Consider the following 21,304-nt stretch of genomic DNA (forward strand, 5'->3'; position numbering starts at 1 on the left):
CATCATCCGCCCGTTGTCCTCTCTACTGCCCCAACCGCCTGAAGGAGCCTTGTCATGAAAAAGACCGCCACCCTCATCGCCCTGTCYCTGGCCTTTGTGCTGGCTGGCTGCAACACCGTCAAGGGTGTGGGCCAGGACATTGGCAAAGCCGGCAGCGCCATCGAGCGGGCCGCCAAGTAACTGATACCGCCATGCARAAATTCACCKTGCWCAAGGGCCTYGTGGCCCCSATGGAYCGCGAGAACGTCGAYACCGACGCSATCATYCCSAAGCAGTTCCTCAAGTCGATCAAGMRSACCGGCTTYGGCSWGAACCTGTTYGACGAATGGCGYTACCTGGACCACGGCGAGCCCGGCCAGGACCCCGCCAGTCGCAAGCCCAATCCCGACTTCGTGCTGAACCAGCCGCGTTACCAAGGCGCCAGCATCCTCATCGCACGCAAGAATTTCGGGTGTGGTTCCAGCCGCGAGCACGCGCCGTGGGCCTTGGATCAGTTCGGCTTCCGCGCCATCATCGCGCCCAGCTTTGCGGACATCTTCTTCAACAACTGCTTCAAGAAYGGCCTGCTGCCSATCGTGCTGCCCGAGGCSMCGGTGGCCCAGCTGTTCGAYGARGYSCTSGCCTTYCCCGGCTACMMGCTCACCATCGACCTGGAGCGCCAGGTSATCGTGCGCCCCCAGGGCGAAGAGATCCCGTTCGACGTGCAGGCCTTCCGCAAGTACTGCCTGMTCAACGGYYTKGACGACATCGGCCTGACCCTGCGCCAGTCGGACAAGATCAAGGCCTTTGAAGCCCAGCGGCTTGCCACCAAGCCCTGGCTGACACACACCATGGTGTCGTAACTCAAAAATTCAGCCCAATCGGCCGCAAGCGCTACATCCATATGCGCTAGCAGCTATCAAAAACAAAGCAAAATCAATGAAAATCGCAGTTCTGCCGGGTGACGGCATCGGTACCGAAATCGTGGCCGAGGCCGTCAAGGTCCTCAACGCACTCGACCTGAAGTTCGAGATGGAATCCGCCCTGGTCGGCGGCGCCGCCTACGAGGCCCACGGCCACCCGCTGCCCGAGTCCACCCTCAAGCTCGCCAAGGAAGCCGACGCCATTCTGTTCGGCGCCGTGGGCGACTGGAAATACGACAAGCTCGACAGGCCCCTGCGCCCCGAACAGGCCATCCTGGGCCTGCGCAAGAACCTGGGCCTGTTCGCCAACTTCCGCCCTGCCATCTGCTACGAGCAACTGGTGGGCGCATCGAGCCTCAAGCCCGAACTGATCGCAGGCCTGGATATCCTCATCATCCGCGAGCTSACCGGCGACATCTACTTCGGCCAGCCGCGCGGCCGCCGCRYGGCCRYCGACGGSCAYTTCCCSGGTGCCGAMGAAGCSTTYGACACCATGCGCTACWSSCGCCCCGAGRTCGAGCGCATCGCCCRCGTCGCCTTCSAGGCCGCMCGCAAGCGCARCAAGARSGTSACCAGCGTSGACAARGCCAACGTGCTGGAAACCTTCCAGTTCTGGAAGGACGTCATGACCGAGGTGGGCCAGCAGTACCCCGACGTGGAACTCCAGCACATGTACGTSGAYAACGCGGCCATGCARCTSGTSAAGGCSCCCAAGRMGTTYGACGTGRTSGTSACCGGCAACATGTTYGGCGACATCCTSTCGGACGARGCCKCCATGCTSACYGGCTCCATCGGCATGCTGCCCTCGGCSWSSCTSAAYWSSAGCAACCAGGGYCTGTACGAGCCCAGCCACGGCAGCGCMCCCGACATYGCCGGCAAGGGCGTGGCCAACCCGCTGGCCACCATCCTCTCGGCAGCGATGATGCTGCGCTTCAGCCTGAACCAGGAGGCCGCAGCCCAGCGCATCGAAGCCGCCGTGCAGAAGGTGCTGGCACAGGGCCTGCGCACGCCCGATATCTACAGCGAAGGCACCACCAAGGTCGGCACGGCGCAGATGGGCGACGCGGTGGTGAAGGCGCTGCAGGCGTAAATCACCCCAGCCGTCCGAGCTGCCCACAGCGGCGGCGCGTGGCATCCACAAAAGGCGATCCTCTGTGATCGCCTTTTTTATGGGCGTGGACCGACTCGCACGCCCATCCAGCCCGCCAGGGGCGCCGTCGCCGAGCGGACCATGGCGTTCCCGCAACGCTGCAAGCCCCGTGCAAGCCGCGATCCATTACAATCATGCCCATGTTTGCCGCCCGCCCGTTCGACCTGAACACCGCTACTGCCGCCCTGGCAGGCGTGGCTGTGCGCGCAATCACCACCAAAACCACGACCATTATTAAGGGCTGATCCAGCTCCGGTACCGTCGTGCGCCCTCTCCCGGCCAGACGAGCCGGGGCAAACAGTCTGGTCTGGCACTGTTTCTTAATCTGAAAAGGGGCGTTGAAATGAGCAAGTTGGTAGGTTTGGTCGGCTGGCGCGGCATGGTCGGCTCGGTGTTGATGGACCGCATGGTCGAGGAAAAAGACTTCGACCTGATTGAGCCATTGTTCTTCTCCACATCCAATGCCGGCGGCAAGGCCCCTGCGCAGGCCAAGAACGAAACCACACTGCAAGACGCCTTCAACATCGACGCCTTGAAGCGCTGCGACATCATCATCACGGCCCAAGGCGGCGACTACACCACCGARGTSTTCCCCAAGCTGCGCGCCGCRGGCTGGAACGGCCACTGGATTGACGCGGCMTCCACCCTGCGCATGGAAAAAGACGCCGTGATCATCCTGGACCCGGTGAACATGCCCGTCATCAAGGACGCGCTGGCCAACGGCGGCAAGAACTGGGTGGGCGGCAACTGCACCGTGAGCTGCATGCTGATGGGCGTGGGCGCACTGTACAAGGCCGGGCTGGTTGAGTGGATGAGCACCCAGACCTACCAGGCGGCCTCGGGCGGCGGCGCGCAGCACATGCGCGAATTGCTCACCCAATACGGCACGCTGAATGCCGAAGTGAAGGCCCTGCTCGACGACCCCAAGAGCGCCATCCTGGAAATCGACCGCAAGGTCATCGCCAAGCAGCGCGCACTGACCGGTGCAGAAACCGCCAACTTTGGCGTGCCGCTGGGTGGCTCGCTGATCCCCTGGATCGACAAGGACCTGGGCAACGGCCAGTCCAAGGAAGAGTGGAAGGGCATGGCCGAAACCAACAAGATTCTTGGCCTGGGCGAAGGCTTTGACTCCGCAGCCATTCCAGTCGACGGATTCTGCGTGCGCGTGGGCGCCATGCGCTGCCACAGCCAGGCCCTGACCTTCAAGCTCAAGAAGGACGTGCCCGTGGCCGACCTCGAAGCAATGATCGCCGCAGACAACGAGTGGGTGAAGGTGGTACCCAACACCCGCGAAGCCACCATCAAGGACCTGACACCCGTCGCCGTGACGGGCACCATGACCATCCCCGTGGGCCGCATCCGCAAGCTGGCCATGGGCCCCGAGTATGTCGGCGCCTTCACCATCGGCGACCAGCTCCTCTGGGGCGCCGCCGAGCCACTGCGTCGCATGCTGCGTATCTTGCTCAACGCCTGATCGTCTCACTTCATAAAGCGCGCGCAAGCCCCCTTGCGCGCGCTTTTTTACGCCTGAGACATCGACACACTCGGTTACGCGGCGTTGGCAATTGGCAACATCTGCACGCCCCAATTTGGGGCGCCGGGACCCCACTCAAAGCTTCGGAGCCACCTCAGCTTGTCAGTGCAAAACATTGATGCTATGGTGCTTTTTACATATTTTCACGCGCCGGGGCGGGGATCAGACCATGAGAACAAAAGCACCGCTCGTCCGAGCCGCAAAAAATCCTAATCAGTTGTTGGCAAACATGCATCGTTGGAAATTTTCTGTCCTGGCGGCCGCGGCCGTGGCTTGCGCTGGTTTCTACACCAGCGACGCGTCTGCGCTGGCACTGGGCCGCATCACCGTGCAGTCTGCCCTGGGCGAGCCGCTGCGCGCTGAAATCGACCTGCCACAGATCACTCCGGCCGAAGCGGACTCGCTGCGTGCCACGACGGCCACGCCTGAGGTCTTCCGTGCCCAGGGCATGGAATACACGCAGACCATGAACAACCTGCAGATTCAACTGCAGCGCCGCGCCGACGGCACCGCCGTGTTGCGCCTGTCAAGCGACCGGCCTGTGAACGAACCCTTCCTGGACCTGGTGCTGGATGCCAACTGGGGCTCAGGCCGTATCGTTCGCAGCTACACCATGCTGTTTGACCCTCCAAGCATGCGCCGCGCAGCGCCTGCCGTCACAGCAGCGCCCCAAATTTCTGCACCGGTGGCGCCCCAGGTCCCTGCGACGCGCCCCGCAGCCACAGCCCGTGCCAGCGAGCCAGCCGCCGCTGCAGCCGCACCCCGTGCAGCAGCCCCACGCCCTGCCCCCGCAGACGGCGTGACGGTACAGGCAGGCGATACCGCTGGCCGCATCGCGAACGCGTACAAGCCTGCAGGCGTTTCGCTCGACCAGATGCTGGTCGCCATGATGCGTACCAACCCGGACGCGTTCATTCAGGGCAACGTCAACCGCCTGAGGGCAGGTGCCGTGCTGCAAATGCCCGACCAGGCCGCAGCGCAGTCCACCACAGCCCCCGAAGCACGTCAGATTCTGGCCGCACAGGCCCGTGACTTCAACGACTTCCGCCGCAAACTCGCAGGTGCGGCCCCTTCGACCGAAGTGGCTGCTGCCCAGCGCTCCGCCTCTGGCACCGTACAGACGCGCGTAGAAGACAAAAAACCCGCGACTGCAGCGCCCGACAAGCTCACCCTGTCCAAGGGGGCCGTCAAAGGCCAGAAGGCAGCCGAAGAGCAAGTCGCCAAGGACAAACAGGCCAGCGAAGCCGCCACGCGGATGGCAGAGTTGTCCAAGAACATCACCGACCTCAACAAGCTGAGCGCAGCCTCTGCAGCCGCCGGAGGCAGCCCTGCGCCCGCCGTAGCGGGTGCAGCCAGCGCACCTGCGGGGGTGGCTGTGCAGGCCCCAGCCGTCCCGGCAACACCGACCGCGCCGCCGGCGCCCGAAGCCCCGGCATCCGCCCCCGCAGCGGCCGCGAGCACCCCGCCAGACACCGCAGTGGCAGCAGAAGCGGCCGCCTCGGCACCCGCCACGGAGGCGTCTGCACCCGCACCGGCCCCCAAACCAGCGCCCACACCCAAACCTGCTCCGGCCCCCGTCGAGGAGCCCGGTTTCCTGTCCACCCTTATGGACGACCCACTGCTGCCTATTGGCGGCGGCATCCTGGTGGCGGGTCTGCTCGGATTTGGCGCTTACCGCCTGGTCCAGCGCCGTCGACAGAACGGTGGGGTGGACAGCTCCTTCCTGGAAAGCCGCATTCAACCCGACTCGTTTTTTGGTGCCAGCGGCGGCCAGCGTGTAGACACGGCCAACAGCGATATGACCACTGGCTCGTCCATGGCCTATTCACCCAGCCAACTGGACGCCGGCGGTGACGTGGACCCCGTGGCCGAAGCCGACGTTTATCTGGCCTACGGCCGCGATCTCCAGGCCGAAGAAATCCTGAAAGAAGCCGTGCGCCACAACCCGGGCCGCGTCTCAGTGCACGTCAAGCTGGGTGAAATCTACGCCAAGCGCCAGGACCGCAAAGCCCTCGAGGCCGTCGCAGGCGAAGTGTTCAAGCTGACCCAGGGCGAAGGGCCTGACTGGAACCGCATTGCCGAACTCGGGCGTGACCTTGAGCCCGAAAACCGCCTGTACCAACCTGGCGGCCGCCCCGGAATGGCCGAGGATGAATCACCCTCCGTGCCACCGGGCGGGTTCCCCAGCACCTTCACTGGTGCAGGCAGCCCTGCCGCAGCCCTGCCCCCAGACTTGGACCTCGACCTGGATCTGGACCTGCCCGATGACGCGCTGACGGACGCCCCCCCCGCTGCAGCCGGTGGTTTTGCTGCGGCTGCTGCGGCTGCTGCGGCCAACAACCGCAGTGAAGCCAGCGAACCACAGACGCTGCGCCCCGAGTTGCATCTGCCCAGCATCCCCGACGAGCCCACGGCCGCGTGGAGCAGTCAGGAAACCGCTCCGAGTCCCATGATGGCGCCGCCTCCAGTGGCCAATCTGGACTTCCCCAGCAGCGACGACCTGACCATGGCGCCGTCCGGCCCCATGCCTCTCCATGGCGAGCCCCAAGACTCCGGCCCTATGGAGTTTGATCTGGGCGACCTGTCGCTGGACCTGAACGCCCCCTCCAAGCCCATGGCAGCTCCCGCCGCCAAGGCCCCGATGGCCCCCGCACCGGAATTCACCGACGATGGATCGGCCGCAGCGCAGGACGACCCGCTGGCCACCAAGCTTGCGCTGGCCGAAGAGTTCAACGCCATCGGGGACACCGACGGCGCTCGTACGCTGATTGAAGAGGTGGTGGCAGAGTCCAGCGGCGCCCTCAAGACCCGCGCCCAGCGCATGCTGGCCGAACTGGGCTGATGCCGCTCGGCCCCTCCGCTGATTTAACCCCCAGCACGTCCCCAGGCCGCCCCGTGACCCGGGTGGCGCTGGGTGTCAGCTACAACGGCCAGGCCTACAGTGGCTGGCAGAGCCAGCTTTCTGGCAACACCGTGCAGGACAAACTCGAAGCGGCCCTGGGCCGTTTTGCTACGCATCCGGTCAGCACCCTTTGCGCAGGCCGTACCGATGCGGGTGTGCACGGCCTGATGCAGGTGGTGCACTTTGACACCCCGCTGGACCGGCCCGCAGCGTCCTGGGTCCGGGGTACCAACACCTTCCTGCCCTCCGACATCGCGGTGCAATGGGCTCAGGCCGTCCCAGACCACTTTCATGCGCGTGCCAGCGCCGTGGCCCGGCGCTATGCCTACGTGCTTCTGCAATCGCCGGTGCGGCCCAGCGTGGATGCCGGGCGGGCGGGCTGGGTGTTTCACCCGTTAGACCATGACGCAATGCGGCAGGCGGCCGACTACCTGATCGGCGAGCATGATTTCACCTCGTTTCGCGCGTCCGCCTGCCAGGCCAAGACCCCGGTCAAGACCTTGCAACGCATCGACATCGTGCGACGGGGGGCGGACACACCGCACCCCGAACTGGGCTGGAGCCCCTGTTACTGGCGTTTTGAATTCGAAGCCAACGCCTTCTTGCACCACATGATCCGCAACATCATGGGCTGCCTGATCACCATCGGCCAGGGCACGCAGCCTCCCGAATGGATGGCCAAGGTGCTGGCAGCCCGGTCCCGCAAGGTGRCTGCGCCGACATTCTCGCCAGACGGGTTGTACTTTCAAGGGCCCGTCTACGACGCCGCCTGGGGGCTACCCCAGCGCACGGCTGCGTATGATTGGCTTCCATGAACCAGGCCACTACACCGACCACAACGGCCCCCGCCGTCAGTCAACGCCTCCACGCCCCTTTCCAGGCGTCTGCCAACGTACGCACCCGCATCAAGATCTGCGGGCTGACCCGCGAGGAAGACGTGGATGCAGCTGTGGCTGCGGGCGCCGATGCGGTGGGTTTTGTACTCTACGCCCCCAGCCCACGGTCGGTCACCCCCCAGCGGGCCGCGCAGTTGGCACGGCGCCTGCCGCCGTTTGTCATGCCCGTGCTGCTGTTCGTGAACGAATCCACTCCTAATGTGATAGCAGCCAGTGCAATGATTGCTGGCGCTACAGTGCAATTCCATGGTGATGAGACGCCACAGGACTGCATGGCGGCCACCCACCAGGGGGCACGCCCCTACCTGCGAGCCGCCCGAATTCCCCTCGGTGATGGAGCGGCGCAGTTTGACCTCGTAAAATACGCCCACGATTACTCTCACGCCCAAGCCATCCTGCTCGACGCCCACGTCGAAGGTTTTGGCGGCAGCGGCAAGGCATTCAATTGGTCACTCCTTCCACCAAGCGTCAGCTCTCACCTCGTTTTGTCTGGTGGACTCACGCCTGCAAACGTGACCGATGGCATTTTGCAAGTCCGCCCGCGGGGTCTCTCGCTGGCGGTTGATGTCAGTTCCGGCGTCGAAACCGATGGTCCTGATGGCAAACCCGTCAAGGGCATCAAGGACGCCGTGAAGATCCAACGCTTCGTTGCCGCCGTGCGTGCGGCCGATGCACAACTTGCAAAGAACCCCCATGAATTCCTATCAGCAACCTGACGCTTCCGGTCATTTCGGCCCGTATGGCGGCAGCTTCGTCAGCGAAACCCTGACCCACGCCATCCAGGAGCTGCGCGAGGCTTACGCGCGCTACCAGAAYGACCCTGAATTTCTGGCTGAATTCCATTACGAACTCAAGCACTTCGTCGGTCGCCCCTCCCCCATCTACCATGCAGCGCGCGTCAGCCGCGAGATGGGCGGCGCACAGATCTATCTCAAGCGCGAAGACCTGAACCACACAGGCGCGCACAAGATCAACAACGTGATCGGCCAAGCCATGCTGGCCAAACGCATGGGCAAGCCCCGCGTGATTGCCGAAACGGGTGCGGGCCAGCACGGCGTGGCCACTGCCACTATCTGCGCGCGCTACGGACTCGAATGCGTTGTTTACATGGGTGCCGAAGACGTGAAGCGCCAAAGCCCCAACGTGTACCGCATGAAACTGCTGGGCGCTACGGTGGTGCCCGTGGAGTCTGGCAGCAAGACCTTGAAGGACGCCCTGAACGACGCCATGCGCGATTGGGTGGCGAATGTGGACAACACCTTCTACATCATCGGCACCGTGGCGGGCCCGCACCCCTACCCCATGATGGTGCGCGACTTCCAGAGCGTGATCGGCAAGGAATGCATTGAGCAAATGCCCAGCATGCTGGCCGAGCAAAAGGTGCTGGGCGACCAACCCGATGCCGTGATCGCCTGTGTCGGCGGCGGCAGCAATGCCATGGGCATCTTCCACCCCTACATCCCTTTCGAGAAAACGCGCCTCATCGGCGTGGAGGCAGCCGGCGAAGGCTTGGAGTCGGGCAAACACTCGGCATCGCTGCAAAAGGGCAGCGCGGGCGTGCTGCACGGCAACCGCACCTTCATCCTGCAGGATGACAACGGCCAGATCACCGAAACCCATAGCATCAGCGCAGGCCTGGACTACCCCGGCGTGGGCCCGGAGCACGCCTGGTTGCAGGAAATCGGCCGCGCCGAATACGTCGGCATCACCGACCAGGAAGCGCTGGACGCCTTCCACTACCTCTGCCGCACCGAGGGCATCATCCCCGCACTCGAATCCAGTCACGCCGTGGCCTACGCCATGAAGCTGGCCAAAACCATGCGCCCAGACCAGTCGATCCTGGTCAACCTCTCGGGCCGGGGCGACAAGGACATTGGTACTGTGGCCGATCTCAGTGGCGCCGACTTTTACTGCCGACCCAGCTGCCAGGGGCAGTCCGTCAAGGGCGGCGAGCAACCCATCAAGGTGGTGAAATAAATGAGCCGTATCGCATCCACCTTTTCTGCCCTGCAAGCACAGGGCCGCAAGGCGCTGATTCCTTATGTGACCGCCGGTTTCCCGTTTGCCGACATCACCCCCGCGCTCATGCACGGCATGGTCGAGGCCGGTGCCGACGTGATCGAGCTGGGCGTGCCCTTTTCCGACCCCATGGCCGACGGCCCGGTGATCCAGAAGGCGGGTGAAAAAGCCCTCAGCCTGGGCATTGGCATGGTGCAGGTGCTCGACCATGTGCGTGAGTTCCGCAAGCGCAACAGCACCACGCCAGTGGTGTTGATGGGCTATGCCAACCCTGTGGAACGCTACGACCAGAAGCACGGCGAAGGTGCGTTTGTGCGCGACTCTGCCGCTGCGGGCGTGGACGGCGTGCTCATCGTGGACTACCCGCCCGAAGAATGCGAAGCCTTTGCCGCCAGCCTGCGCGCGCACAGCATGGACCTGATCTTCCTGCTGGCCCCCACCAGCACGGATGAACGCATGGCCCAGGTGGCGCGTGTGGCCAGCGGCTATGTGTACTACGTATCGCTCAAGGGCGTGACCGGCTCAGGCGCGCTGGACACGGCGGCCGTGGAGCAGATGCTGCCCCGTATTCGCCAGCACGTGACCATCCCGGTGGGTGTGGGCTTCGGCATCCGCGACGCCGCCACCGCCCAGGCCATCGGCAAGGTGGCCGATGCCGTGGTCATCGGCAGCCGCATCATCCAGTTGATTGAAGACCAGGAGCACGCCAAGGTGGTGCCCCTGACCATCGACTTCCTGCGCGGCATCCGCAAGGCACTGGACGCCTAGTCGCATAATGCAGCCCGGCGCATCCTGCGGGGTGCGCCGACAGATTCACACCCGGCCTGCCCCGCAAACGCCTACGGGCTTTGTAGCAGGTCGCGCCACTGAAGAGGAGAACACCATGTCCTGGCTCGAAAAACTTCTGCCCGCCAAAATCCAGCAAACCGACCCCACCGAGCGCCGTCAGGTGCCCGARGGCCTGTGGATCAAGTGCCCSRSCTGCGAGACSGTKCTCTACAAGRCCGACCTSGARCACAACCAGAAYGTSTGCCCSMRCTGCAGCCACCACCACCGCATCGGYGCSCGCGCSCGRCTSGACGCMTTYCTSGAYGCYGARGGSCGCTACGAAATCGGCCAGGAAGTGCTGCCCGTAGACGCGCTCAAGTTCAAGGACAGCCGCAAGTACCCCGAGCGCCTGAAGGAGGCCCTGGAGAACACCGGCGAGACCGACGCCCTCATCGTGATGGGCGGCGCGGTCAAGAGCGTCAACGTGGTCGCCGCCTGCTTCGAGTTCGACTTCATGGGCGGCTCCATGGGCTCCGTGGTGGGCGAGCGATTTGTGCGCGGCGTGGAAACCGCCATCGAGCAAAAAGTGCCCTTCATCTGCTTTACCGCCACCGGTGGCGCCCGCATGCAGGAAGGTCTGCTGTCGCTCATGCAAATGGCCAAGACCAATGCGGCGCTGACCCGCCTGGCCAAGAAGGGCCTGCCCTACATCAGTGTGCTGACCGACCCCACCATGGGTGGCGTGAGCGCAGGGTTTGCCTTTGTGGGCGACATCGTGATTGCCGAGCCCAAGGCGCTGATCGGCTTTGCTGGCCCGCGCGTGATCGAATCCACCGTGCGTGTGACCCTGCCCGAGGGCTTCCAGCGTGCAGAGTTCCTGCAAACCAAGGGCGCGGTGGACTTCATCTGCGACCGCCGCGAACTGCGCAACACCGTGGCCAGCAGTTTGGCCATGCTGCAACGACTCCCTGCTGACGCGGTGATGTAAATACCCGGTCCCCGAAAAGGAGACTGAGTGAGGCCTCACCACGCCATTGCTATATTTTTAATAGCAAACAGAGCATATTTGGCTTAGCGCTTCGGGCCTTTGGGATGCTTAACGCATCACACTGGCCTGCAAATGGCCCAGAACAATCATCACAACCTGCAGCACCACCAGCGCCACCAATGGCGACAGGTCGAAGCCGCCCATCAGCGGAATGACGCGCCGAAAAGGACGCAACACGGGTTCACACAGGCGCGCGATCACATCCGCCAGCGGTGAACGGCCACCCTGTACCCAGGACAGGACGGCATAGACAATCAGCAGGCCGATCAGCCCCGAGACCGCCACGCGCAGCAGCCCGAACAAGGCCAACCAGGGCAACCACGCCCATGCCGATCYCGCACCGAGCAGCAAGGTCAACAACGCGTACTGCACCAGCTGCACCAGCATCGCTGCCACCAGACTGGACACATCCCAACGCCCCGCAGGGGGGATCACCCGTCGCAGCGGCATAATCAGCCAATCGGTCAACGCAAACACCAACCCACCAACGGGGTTGGAAAACGGCACCCTCTGCCACTGCATGTACAGGCGCAGCAGGCAGGCCCCGGTGAGCAAGCCACCGACGACATCAAGCAGGAAGGAAGCGATCTGAAAGAACATAGGGGTGGCAAAAAGGAGAACGGGCAGTGCGAAAGCAGCCCGCGCCATGGGATGATAGCGGGCCAAGGTTCTGCTCCATGACTTCACCCCTTTCCCTGTCGTCCCTGCCGCTGTTCCCGCTGGGCTCCGTCCTCTTCCCCGAAGGCCTGCTGGCCCTGCGAGTGTTCGAGGTGCGCTACCTGGACATGGTGCGCAAATGCCACCAGATGGAAGCGCCCTTCGGGGTGGTGGCACTGACCCAGGGCCACGAAGTGCGCCAAGCCGGAGCTCCCGAGGAGCAGTTCAACGAAATCGGCACCCTGGCAGTCATCGAACAGCTGGACCATTCGCAGCCCGGGCTCATCACCCTGCAGTGCCGGGGCAGCCAGCGTTTTCGCATCACGCAGCGCAGCCACCTAGTGCACGGGCTATGGATCGCCGACGTGGATCACCTTGACCCGGATCTTCCCGTGCCCGTGCCCGAGGACCTGAAGAAGGCCTCGCAGGCCCTGGCCAAGGTGCTGAACACATTGCAGCAACGCGACCCTGACAGTCCTTCGGCCCTGGTGCCCACGGCAGCCCAGCTCGACGATTGCGGCTGGGTGGCCAACCGCTGGTGCGAGCTGCTGCCTGTTCCTCTGGAGCTCAAGCAACGCCTTATGGAGCTGGACAACCCCGTGGTGCGGCTGGAGCTGGTGGGGGATGTGCTCGACCGCACTGGGATAGCCCAGTAAACATGCCCCCAGCCAGAAGCACCTACAGCGCATGCTGAAACATCTCCTGAACTGGCCGCGGTTCGCCAAGCAGCTGTTCGTCGTCTCACTGGACATCTGCACGGGTGTGCTGGCCATGTGGCTTGCCTTTTCTCTCAGGCTGGACACTCTGCATTTCCCCGAAAGCGGCAACCAATGGATGGTCTATGCCCTGGGGCCCATCCTCGCCTTCCCGATCTTCATGAAAATCGGGTTGTACCGGGCAATCTTCCGGTACAACGGCATTGCGGCCTTGATCGCGACAGGACGCGCTGTCGCCTTCTACGGGATTGCGCTTCTGGCCATCCTCGTGACGGCGCAATGGGAAGGCGTTCCACGCAGTGCCGGCATCCTGCAACCCCTCATCCTGCTGCTGCTGGTTGGCACGAGCCGCGCTCTGGGCTGGTGGTGGCTTTCGGGGTTCAAGCGCAACGTTCAGCACAGGCTGGTGATATACGGAGCAGGAAGCGCCGGCGCCCAAACGGCTGCAGGCCTGTCCGRCATGCGCAATCATGTACTGGTCGGTTTTGTGGACGACGACCCAGGCAAGGAGGGAACCAGCATCAACGGCACGGACGTCCATGCGGCGTCCGACCTGGCACGGCTTGTCAAGCGTGCAGGAGTCACCGACGTGCTGCTGGCAATCCCCAGCGCTACGCCGCAGCGACGCCGGGAAATCATCGCGCATGTCAGCAATTTGCAGGTTCGGGTACGGACCCTGCCGGGTTTGACGGATCTCGCCAGCGGTCGGGTCAGCGTGACCGATTTCCAGGACATCGACATCGGCGACCTCCTGGGCCGCGATCCCGTGCCGCCGGACCCGGAACTTCTCGAGCGCCATATTCACAACCAAACGGTCATGGTGACAGGAGCAGGCGGCARCATAGGCACCGAACTTTGCCGCCAGATCCTGGCGGCCCACCCTCGCGTGCTCGTGCTGGTCGAACACAGCGAATTTGCGCTTTACGGGATCCACGACGAGCTGACCCGGCATCCCTTGGTGCTGAGCGGTCGGTGCAAGATCTTGCCGGTCATCGCCAACGTCACGAATGAGCAGCGCATGTCCGCCCTGTGCCAGGCACACAGGCCTGACTGCATTTTTCACGCAGCGGCCTACAAGCATGTTCCTCTTGTGGAAGACAACGCGGCAGAGGGGGTGTTCAACAATGTATTTGGCACACTCGCAACCGTGCGGGCAGCCTTGTCCGCCGAGGTGCCATGCTTCGTGCTCATCTCCACGGACAAGGCCGTGAGGCCTACCAACGTGATGGGCGCCAGCAAGCGTGTTGCCGAAATGATCTTGCAGGCGCTCTCGGCAGCTGGCCAGAATGCGCCTAAGGTGCAGGAGACCGCCTCACCATTGATGCGCCTAGCCATCGTTCGTTTCGGCAACGTGCTGGGCTCCAGCGGGAGCGTGATCCCTCTGTTCCGGCGGCAGATTGCCGCAGGCGGCCCTGTGACAGTGACGCACGCCGAGGTGACCCGCTACTTCATGACGATCCCGGAGGCAGCGGAGCTCGTGCTGCAGGCTGGCGCCATGTCCAAGGGTGGCGAGGTCTTTCTGCTCGACATGGGGCAACCTGTGCGCATCATGGAACTGGCACGGCGCATGATCGCCTTGTCAGGCCTGACCTTGAGAGACGACTCGCACCCGCAAGGCGATGTGCAGATCGTGGTCACAGGATTACGGCCTGGAGAGAAGTTGTTTGAAGAGCTTCTGATCGGGGAGAATCCTGGGCCGACGCTCCACCCCCGCATCATGCAGGCACATGAGGACTTTCTTCCATGGCCTGAGCTCCAGACGGCTCTGGCGGCACTTGCAGCCGCCGTCCAGCAAGATGACGATCCGCAGATCCGCGAAATACTGTCCCGCCTGGTGACGGGCGCGCGATTGGCGAGCCCCGGAGATCGAGCATCGGCCAAAGCTTTCTCCTCTATCGACACCCGGATGAGTTCCCCGACATGAACATCACTGTTTTTGGTACCGGCTATGTGGGGCTTGTGACAGGGGTCTGTCTCGCCGAGCTCGGAAACGATGTGCTTTGCATAGACGTTGACGAACGCAAGATCGCCACCCTCAATGCGGGTGATGTGCCCATCCATGAGCCGGGGCTGCGCGAACTGATCGCGAGCAACAGGCTGGCCGACCGACTGGAGTTCTCCACGGATCCTGTTCAAGGCGTCGCGCATGGAGACATCCAGTTCATCGCCGTGGGAACACCGTCCTGCAATGACGGTGCCGCAGACCTGAGCTATGTATTCGACGTGGCGCAGACCATCGCCGCACACATGGAAGGTTTCAAGGTGATCGTCAACAAGTCGACGGTCCCCGTGGGGTCTGCGGAGAAGGTCCATGAAGCCATGAATGACATTCTGGCGCGGCGTGATTTTCGTGGGGCCGAGCCTCCCGGATTCGCTGTGGTGTCCAATCCGGAATTTCTCAAGGAAGGCAGCGCCATCGACGACTTCATGCGGCCGGACCGGATCATTGTGGGGTTTGGCAGCACGCCGGCCGAGCTCGAGGCCGGGACCATGATGCGAGAGCTGTATCGGCCTTTCGGCCACAACCGCGAACGCGTGATATGCATGGACGTGCGCAGCGCCGAGTTCACCAAGTACGCAGCCAACGCCATGCTGGCCACCCGCATCAGCTTCATGAATGAGATGGCGAATTTGGCCGACCGACTTGAGGTGGACATCGAGAACGTGCGCATCGGCATCGGTTCTGATCCACGCATAGGGGATAGCTTCCTGTATTCGGGCGCAGGCTATGGAGGCAGTTGCTTTCCCAAGGACGTTGCAGCTCTGATGCGAATGGGCATCGACACAGGGGCGCCACTGCGCATTCTGCAAGCGGTTGCAGACGTGAACGAAGAGCAGCGGTTGCTGTTGCTTCGCAAACTGACCGATCGGCTCGGCAACCATCTTTCGGGCAAGCAGATTGGCATCTGGGGCCTGGCGTTCAAACCCAATACAGACGACATGCGCGAAGCCCCGAGCCGGACCTTGATCCGCGAGTTGCTGCAGCGTGGCGCCAGGCTGCGTGTGTTCGATCCAGTAGCGATGCAGGAGGCCAAACGCTGTCTCGCGGAGGATCTGGCTGAGCAGCCCGATCTGCAGACGCGAATCGAATATGCAGAAGGCCCCCTGGATGCTGCCTGCGACGCCGATGCGCTTTTGATCGTCACGGAATGGCAGATCTTCCGCAGTCCGAACTTTGGCACCCTCAAACAGGCGTTGAAAACCCCTCTCATCGTGGACGGCCGCAACCTTTATGAGCCGAAAACCATGCAATCGCTCGGCTTTGACTATCTGGCCATCGGCCGGCGTTCGTAGCACTCATCGTATTTTTGGCACTTCTTGATATGACTCCCATGAACATCATGGTTACCGGCGGGGCTGGATTTCTCGGCTCGCATCTGTGTGAGCAGCTACTTGCGGCAGGACACCATGTGCTGTGCGTAGACGACTTCTCGACCGGCCGAGAAGAAAACGTCATCACCCTGCGGTCCAACCACCGTTTTCAGGTACTGCATCACGACATCTGCCTGCCCCTGAATGCCGATGTGGATGCCATCTACAACCTCGCCTGCCCCGCATCGCCGGTTCATTACCAGGCAGATCCCATCCAGACCATGCGTACCAGCGTGCTCGGTGCACTCAATCTGCTCGAACTTGCGCGCAGGCGAAGCATTCCCATTTTGCAAACGTCCACCAGCGAAGTATATGGAGATCCTGCGGTCCATCCCCAGATGGAAAGCTACTGGGGAAATGTCAATCCCATCGGTCTGCGCGCGTGCTACGACGAAGGCAAGCGCTGCGCCGAAACCATGTTCTTCGACTACCGCCGACAGCATGGCGTCAATACCAAGGTCGTGCGCCTGTTCAATACCTATGGCCCGCACATGCGGATAGACGATGGGCGTGTGATCTCGAATTTCATTGTCCAAGCGCTGCAGGGAATCGATCTGACGGTGTATGGGGCAGGCCAGCAAACGCGAAGCTTCTGCTATATAGATGACGTGGTGGAAGGGTTGATGCGGACAATGCACACGCCCGAACCGATCTCGGGCCCCGTCAACCTCGGAAATCCCGGCGAATTCACGATCCTGGAACTTGCAAACAAGGTTCTCGAGATCACGCACTCCGAGTCCAAGATTGTCTACAAGCCACTGCCCTCCGATGATCCCCGGCAGAGGCGGCCCGACATCGAACTGGCAGCAAAGCTTCTGAATGGCTGGAAGCCCAGGGTGGAACTAGATGAGGGCCTGAGCCGCACGATAAGGTATTTTCAGCAGGCTCTTGCCCTATCCTAAATTGTCCGCATGCTGGCAGGGAGGACTGCTGGCAACCCTCAGCGCAGCAGGTCCCACGTCAACGGCGTGCCTCGGCTGGCATCACACCGTACCTGCATACCAAGGACTGTATCGAAGTGCGCGGCAGAGAGACCGAAACCAGGACGCACACTGCGCAGGTTCTCGTGGGTAAGTACCTCTCCGGCCTTCACATCCCGGGAGATGTAGAGCGAGCGGCGGAAATTCAGCGATTTGACCTCAGACTCCGTGGGCCCGTAATGGACCTGTCCAACCGCCTGCCATGCGCGCTCGGTCTCCTCTCGCAGTTGCCTCAACTCCAGCGGCTCCATCGAGAACGCAGAGTCCACACCGCCATCGGCCCGCTGCAACGTGAAATGCTTTTCGATCACCGTGGCGCCCAGTGCCGTCGCTGCGACAGCAACACCACAGCCCATGGTATGGTCTGAGAGACCCACTTCGCAGCCGAAGAGGCTGCGCATATGCATGATGGTGGCAACGTTGGTGTTCTCCGCTGTCGCTGGATAGGTACTGGTGCACTTGAGCAGCACCAAGTCACGGCAACCGGCCCCTCGCGCCGTGCGCACCGCATCATCGATCTCTCCGGCAGTGGCCATGCCCGTAGAGACAATCAGTGGCTTGCCGGTTGCGGCCACCCGGCGGATCAACGGCAGATCGATGTTCTCAAATGAGGCGATCTTGTACGCTGGCACATGGAGGGATTCAAGAAACTCCACCGCGCTCGCATCAAATGGAGTGCTGAAGCAATGCATCCCATGTGTCGCCGCGCGGGCCATGATGGGCGCATGCCACTCCCAAGGCGTATGCGCCTCTTCGTAGAGTTCATACAACTGGCGGCCAGCCCACGGGCTCTTGGGATCGTCAATCACAAAACCTGGCATGCGCACGTCGAGCGTCATGCTCTCTGCGGTATAGGTCTGCAGTTTGATCGCGTCAGCGCCATGGGCTGCCGCGGCATCCACAATTTCCAATGCGCGGTCAAGCGATCGGTTGTGGTTGCCCGACATCTCCGCGATCAGGTATGGGCGATGGCCGGGGCCGATATCTCGGTCTAGGATTTTCACAGCATTGGTTCGTCGACATTCGGCACTGGGCCGAGGGATTTTTGGTACTTCAAGGGTCCACCATGATAGCCACCAGCTTCGAAAAGTCGCCGTGATGCTGCGTTGTACGGCTGCACACTGGCCTCGACGGTGACGCCTGCGGAGTGAAAGCGCAGCAGCGCGCACTCCCCCGCCGCCAACAGGTGGCGGCCCAGGCCAAGCCCTTGGAGATCCGGGTCGAGATACAACGAGACCTCCAAGTGGCCGCTGTCCAGCCGGTCAAAACGGATACTGCCCACAGGCAGCCTGCCAACCAGACCGACGAACAGCCAACGCGACGGGTGCGCGAGCACGGCGCGAATCCAGCGCTCATGGGATTCGATCGCAATGGGATCCTGCTTGGCCGAGGCGGCCCGTACCATGGGATGATTGCGCCAGGCATGCAGCAGGCGAGCATCACCGAGCACAGCAGGCCGCAAGTGCAATTCCGAACCCAGCAAGGACAGGGCGACCCGTTGCGCCCCGCGGCCGTCCACCAGCGCCGCGGCGCGCTGGCCAAGCTCGCTACGCGCAGTGGCATCGGGAATCAGTTGGCGCAGCACCTCGGTCAATTCGGGCAAGTCTGTCATGTCGTCTTGCCGAGCTCCGCGCAAGGCGCCCAATCGGTCCAATGCCTGCACAACCACCATCTGGTTTGCCGCTAGAGCTAAGCCAATTGCGGGGGCGCCTATGCAGCATCGCTCCCAGGTCGCACCGCCGCCAGCGCCAATCTGCAAATCATGGCGTGCAAAAAAGGAGGCCAAATCAGGCTCATCCAGTGTGAGTGTGATGGCTGCATCCGCCGCGCAGGCCTCCAGAAGACCGGGCAGGTGCGGGCTCGCCGAAGTGGATACGACCTCGAGTGGTCCGCCAAAGCCTGCAGCCCGACAGGCGTGCACCACCCGTGCGGATGCACCTCCGGGATCGGTACCGCCCATGAAAATACCGATGCTATGCACATCAGAGCCCGGAATGCAGCGGGAAGCATGCAGATATGCGGGAGCCAACAACGCGTATCGCGGACCGGTTAGCCAGGTCGGTGGGCGCTGGACGCAGGCGGCGTATCTGTGCCGGTGGTCGATGTCCCAGTTGTGGTCAAGCAGCACATCTGCGTCGATGGAGCGATCCGCTAGGTCGTCGATCACGAGTACGCGGCACCCCAATGCATGCCGCACCGACAGGTGCCAGCGTGCGTCAAAAGCGTAGTGGTCCACCACCAGCCAGTCCGGTGGCGACATCGCCAGGGCCTGCACAGTCTGCTCTGCGTCATCCGCCCAAGCCACGGCTGCCCAAGCAGCGTGTGGGACGGAGTCGTCGCCGGGCTGAAAATCACCAGAGGGCGCCGGCAACCATTGAATGGCCACATCCTGCCCAGCTAGCCCCCAGGCGACTACCGCATCCAATGGGCGGCAGACAAAGCATACCGTGGCTCCGGCCTCGGTGAGGGCGCTCGCCAGCGAAAGACATCGCTTCAGATGGCCGCCCCCCATGGCGACCGACGCATCGACGCGGAACGCTACGCGGGTGGAGCCAATCATGTCAGCCGTATCCGCCGGATAGATAGGTTCGGCGCACCGGCACACCGGCGGCAGACAGCGCCGCCTTTGCGCCAGCGGGCGTCTGCTCGGTAAAATGAAAGATGCTTGCCGCGGCCACCGCCGAAGCACCGGCCTGCGTCACGGCATCGACCATGTGGCCATAGCTGCCAGCGCCACCGGAAGCGATCACCGGGATCTTCACTGCTCGCACCACGGTCTCGATCAGCGGCAAATCATATCCTTGCATTGTGCCGTCGCGTTCGATGGATGTAAGGAGGATCTCGCCCGCACCGCGGTCCTCCAGTTCCCGGACCCAAGCAACGACCTCCCGATCAGTGGCCCGCTTGCCAGCGTGGCTGAAACAGGTCCAGCCACGGTCCTGGGTTCGTACGTCAACGCTGGCGACCACGCACTGCGCGCCATGCCGGCTGGAGATCTGGGAGATCAACTCAGGCTGGGCATAAGCTGCAGTATTGATAGCGACCTTGTCAGCGCCGGCCCGCAGCAGGCGCTGCACCTGCTCGATTCGGGTGATCCCGCCCCCCACGGTCAGTGGAACGAAGCAATCCTGCCCGAATTCGCCAATGGACTCGAAGTCTGGGTCGTCGTCACCAAGGTGTGCAACGATGTCCACCAGCACCAATTCGTCGACCTCTCGCTGGTTGTATACCCTGACGACAGGTAGTACAGGCCCGACACGACGCCAACTGTCAAATGCCGTGCCCTTGACTAAACCAAAGTGTTTCCACAGCAGAGTGGGAATGACGCGCACTTTTAGCACATCGGGCCTTCAACGAAATTCTTCAACAACCGAAAACCCGCGCGCGAACTCTTTTCCGGATGGAACTGAGTGCCCCATACATGTCCACGCCGAACCGCTGCCGTGATCGGCACGCCATAGTGGGTGGTGGCCAGCACGTCATCGGAGTCCTCCGGCGCGAAGGCGTAGCTGTGCACGAAATAGAAGTCTGTTCCATCCGGAATAGCCTGGAACAGGTGATCGTCGGCGCGCATACGGGTGACGCCATTCCAGCCTACGTGCGGCACCCTGTGAGTGCAGCCGAAGCTGCGCAGGTGTCGCACCTGCCCGGGGATCAAACCCAAGCCTGGGGAGTTCAGCCCTTCGCTGACCCCTTCAGTGCTGCTGTCGGCCAGAAGTTGCATACCCACACATACGCCCAACAGCGGACGTCCGTAGCCTTTCACCGCATCGTGCAGAGCAGCGGTCCATCCCCCGGCCTCCAGCAGCCGCGCACAGTCGGCAAAGTTGCCCACACCGGGAAGTATGAGGCGATCTGTGGCGTACATGTCGTTCGGCCGGTCCAGCAGCACCGGCGCCACGCGCAGTTCCTCCAGCGCCCGCACGACGGAGCCGAGGTTACCCACGCCATAGTCAACAACACCCACTCTCATCGCACACCCGTCAGAGGTTATCGTTGTTAATCTTTGAGAGGTTTCCGTTGTAATCCTTGACCAAGGCACCGCTGACATCACGCTTGAATATTTTCTTGTTGGTGAATTTGTCACAAATGCGGATGAATTCGCCTTCGGTCAACCCCAGCGGCTGAAGGATGTCCCTGAGCGACTTGCCCAGATATTCCCATGGAAACCGGCCGTCCAGGCGCATGACTGCATCCAGCCCGTCCTGACGAGTCAATCGACCTCGGCGTATGTGCAGACAGGCGAGGTCCGTAGCGCGACCGAAACCGAACTTCAAGAATTTGAAGTAGTCGTGAATTCCGGTCTGATGATTGTCCAAGTTTTCATAGTTGACCATCGAGCCCTCGACCACCTTGTGGT

At 62.7% G+C, this 21,304-nt stretch carries 19 protein-coding genes and 1 pseudogene; 14 read left to right on the plus strand and 6 right to left on the minus strand.

Annotation, left to right across the window (positions count from 1 at the left end):
* The first annotated feature begins 54 nt into the window (after nucleotides 1–54).
* The 10 genes from AC04MI_RS08520 (at nucleotide 55) to accD (ending at nucleotide 11,159) form a co-directional block, all read left to right on the plus strand.
* Complete coding sequence (locus AC04MI_RS08520) at nucleotides 55–180, plus strand: entericidin A/B family lipoprotein (protein WP_005795904.1); 126 nt, start codon at nucleotides 55–57, stop codon at nucleotides 178–180.
* An 11-nt stretch (nucleotides 181–191) separates the two neighbouring features.
* The gene (gene leuD / locus AC04MI_RS08525) at nucleotides 192–842 is read left to right on the plus strand and encodes a 3-isopropylmalate dehydratase small subunit (RefSeq protein WP_476497604.1); all 651 of its coding nucleotides are present in this window, start codon (nucleotides 192–194) and stop codon (nucleotides 840–842) included.
* Nucleotides 843–918: 76 nt separating this feature from the next.
* Nucleotides 919–1,992, plus strand: a complete 1,074-nt coding sequence (gene leuB / locus AC04MI_RS08530) for a 3-isopropylmalate dehydrogenase (RefSeq protein WP_476497605.1) — start codon at nucleotides 919–921, stop codon at nucleotides 1,990–1,992.
* Nucleotides 1,993–2,395: 403 nt separating this feature from the next.
* Nucleotides 2,396–3,526, plus strand: coding sequence for an aspartate-semialdehyde dehydrogenase (asd, locus tag AC04MI_RS08535; RefSeq protein WP_056061454.1), 1,131 nt, complete (start codon nucleotides 2,396–2,398; stop codon nucleotides 3,524–3,526).
* Between the two features lie 289 nt (nucleotides 3,527–3,815).
* Nucleotides 3,816–6,428, plus strand: a complete 2,613-nt coding sequence (locus AC04MI_RS08540) for a motility hub landmark protein FimV (protein WP_436077984.1) — start codon at nucleotides 3,816–3,818, stop codon at nucleotides 6,426–6,428.
* Entirely contained in the window at nucleotides 6,428–7,303 is an 876-nt protein-coding gene (gene truA / locus AC04MI_RS08545; protein WP_476497607.1) for a tRNA pseudouridine(38-40) synthase TruA, read from the plus strand. The genes AC04MI_RS08540 and truA overlap by 1 nt, the downstream gene beginning before the upstream one ends.
* Complete coding sequence (locus tag AC04MI_RS08550) at nucleotides 7,300–8,100, plus strand: phosphoribosylanthranilate isomerase (RefSeq protein ID WP_436077986.1); 801 nt, start codon at nucleotides 7,300–7,302, stop codon at nucleotides 8,098–8,100. Before truA ends, AC04MI_RS08550 begins: the two co-directional genes overlap by 4 nt.
* Nucleotides 8,078–9,361: a tryptophan synthase subunit beta gene (gene trpB, locus AC04MI_RS08555; RefSeq protein WP_436077987.1), complete on the plus strand. Its 1,284-nt coding sequence runs from the start codon at nucleotides 8,078–8,080 to the stop codon at nucleotides 9,359–9,361. The genes AC04MI_RS08550 and trpB overlap by 23 nt, the downstream gene beginning before the upstream one ends.
* Nucleotides 9,362–10,171, plus strand: coding sequence for a tryptophan synthase subunit alpha (trpA, locus tag AC04MI_RS08560; protein ID WP_056061439.1), 810 nt, complete (start codon nucleotides 9,362–9,364; stop codon nucleotides 10,169–10,171).
* A 115-nt stretch (nucleotides 10,172–10,286) separates the two neighbouring features.
* Nucleotides 10,287–11,159, plus strand: coding sequence for an acetyl-CoA carboxylase, carboxyltransferase subunit beta (gene accD, locus AC04MI_RS08565; RefSeq protein ID WP_476497609.1), 873 nt, complete (start codon nucleotides 10,287–10,289; stop codon nucleotides 11,157–11,159).
* Between the two features lie 108 nt (nucleotides 11,160–11,267).
* On the opposite strand, the gene AC04MI_RS08570 is transcribed toward accD, so the two are convergent.
* Nucleotides 11,268–11,819: a YggT family protein gene (locus AC04MI_RS08570; protein WP_476497611.1), complete on the minus strand. Its 552-nt coding sequence runs from the start codon at nucleotides 11,817–11,819 to the stop codon at nucleotides 11,268–11,270.
* A 77-nt stretch (nucleotides 11,820–11,896) separates the two neighbouring features.
* Between AC04MI_RS08570 and AC04MI_RS08575 the strand changes: the two genes are divergently transcribed.
* Genes AC04MI_RS08575 through AC04MI_RS08590 form a run of 4 tightly spaced genes read left to right on the plus strand, consistent with a single transcriptional unit; the run spans nucleotide 11,897 to nucleotide 16,866 of the window.
* Nucleotides 11,897–12,532 (plus strand): LON peptidase substrate-binding domain-containing protein, encoded by a 636-nt coding sequence (locus tag AC04MI_RS08575; protein ID WP_436077990.1) that lies wholly within the window; start codon nucleotides 11,897–11,899, stop codon nucleotides 12,530–12,532.
* 31 nt (nucleotides 12,533–12,563) lie between these two features.
* Nucleotides 12,564–14,516 (plus strand): polysaccharide biosynthesis protein, encoded by a 1,953-nt coding sequence (locus AC04MI_RS08580; protein WP_476497612.1) that lies wholly within the window; start codon nucleotides 12,564–12,566, stop codon nucleotides 14,514–14,516.
* Nucleotides 14,513–15,886 (plus strand): UDP-glucose dehydrogenase family protein, encoded by a 1,374-nt coding sequence (locus AC04MI_RS08585; RefSeq protein WP_436077992.1) that lies wholly within the window; start codon nucleotides 14,513–14,515, stop codon nucleotides 15,884–15,886. Before AC04MI_RS08580 ends, AC04MI_RS08585 begins: the two co-directional genes overlap by 4 nt.
* Nucleotides 15,887–15,924: 38 nt before the next feature.
* Nucleotides 15,925–16,866, plus strand: coding sequence for a UDP-glucuronic acid decarboxylase family protein (locus tag AC04MI_RS08590; RefSeq protein ID WP_436077993.1), 942 nt, complete (start codon nucleotides 15,925–15,927; stop codon nucleotides 16,864–16,866).
* Nucleotides 16,867–16,904: 38 nt separating this feature from the next.
* Here the strand turns inward: AC04MI_RS08590 and pseI are convergent, their stop codons facing one another.
* The 5 genes and pseudogenes from pseI to AC04MI_RS08615 form a co-directional block, all read right to left on the minus strand.
* Nucleotides 16,905–17,948, minus strand: a complete 1,044-nt coding sequence (pseI, locus tag AC04MI_RS08595) for a pseudaminic acid synthase (RefSeq protein ID WP_436077994.1) — start codon at nucleotides 17,946–17,948, stop codon at nucleotides 16,905–16,907.
* The gene (gene pseG / locus AC04MI_RS08600) at nucleotides 17,945–19,504 is read right to left on the minus strand and encodes a UDP-2,4-diacetamido-2,4,6-trideoxy-beta-L-altropyranose hydrolase (RefSeq protein ID WP_436077995.1); all 1,560 of its coding nucleotides are present in this window, start codon (nucleotides 19,502–19,504) and stop codon (nucleotides 17,945–17,947) included. The genes pseI and pseG overlap by 4 nt, the downstream gene beginning before the upstream one ends.
* 1 nt (nucleotide 19,505) lies before the next feature.
* On the minus strand, nucleotides 19,506–20,276 hold the full coding sequence (gene hisF / locus AC04MI_RS08605; protein ID WP_436077996.1) for an imidazole glycerol phosphate synthase subunit HisF: 771 nt from the start codon (nucleotides 20,274–20,276) through the stop codon (nucleotides 19,506–19,508).
* Nucleotides 20,277–20,278: 2 nt separating this feature from the next.
* Nucleotides 20,279–20,917, minus strand: coding sequence for an imidazole glycerol phosphate synthase subunit HisH (gene hisH, locus AC04MI_RS08610; protein WP_476497613.1), 639 nt, complete (start codon nucleotides 20,915–20,917; stop codon nucleotides 20,279–20,281).
* Between the two features lie 10 nt (nucleotides 20,918–20,927).
* A pseudogene (locus tag AC04MI_RS08615) lies at nucleotides 20,928–21,304 on the minus strand (hypothetical protein); the annotation flags it as partial.

It is taken from the genome of Acidovorax sp. LjRoot204 (assembly GCF_056175785.1).

Excerpts from the sequence above, each read along its gene's own strand:
- hisH (WP_476497613.1), bottom strand. The coding sequence starts at position 20,917 with ATGAGAGTGGGTGTTGTTGACTATGGCGTGGGTAACCTCGGCTCCGTC.
- pseG (WP_436077995.1), bottom strand. The coding sequence starts at position 19,504 with ATGATTGGCTCCACCCGCGTAGCGTTCCGCGTCGATGCGTCGGTCGCC.
- AC04MI_RS08575 (WP_436077990.1), top strand. The coding sequence starts at position 11,897 with ATGACTTCACCCCTTTCCCTGTCGTCCCTGCCGCTGTTCCCGCTGGGC.
- AC04MI_RS08590 (WP_436077993.1), top strand. The coding sequence starts at position 15,925 with ATGAACATCATGGTTACCGGCGGGGCTGGATTTCTCGGCTCGCATCTG.
- trpA (WP_056061439.1), top strand. The coding sequence starts at position 9,362 with ATGAGCCGTATCGCATCCACCTTTTCTGCCCTGCAAGCACAGGGCCGC.
- AC04MI_RS08550 (WP_436077986.1), top strand. The coding sequence starts at position 7,300 with ATGAACCAGGCCACTACACCGACCACAACGGCCCCCGCCGTCAGTCAA.
- AC04MI_RS08585 (WP_436077992.1), top strand. The coding sequence starts at position 14,513 with ATGAACATCACTGTTTTTGGTACCGGCTATGTGGGGCTTGTGACAGGG.
- AC04MI_RS08540 (WP_436077984.1), top strand. The coding sequence starts at position 3,816 with ATGCATCGTTGGAAATTTTCTGTCCTGGCGGCCGCGGCCGTGGCTTGC.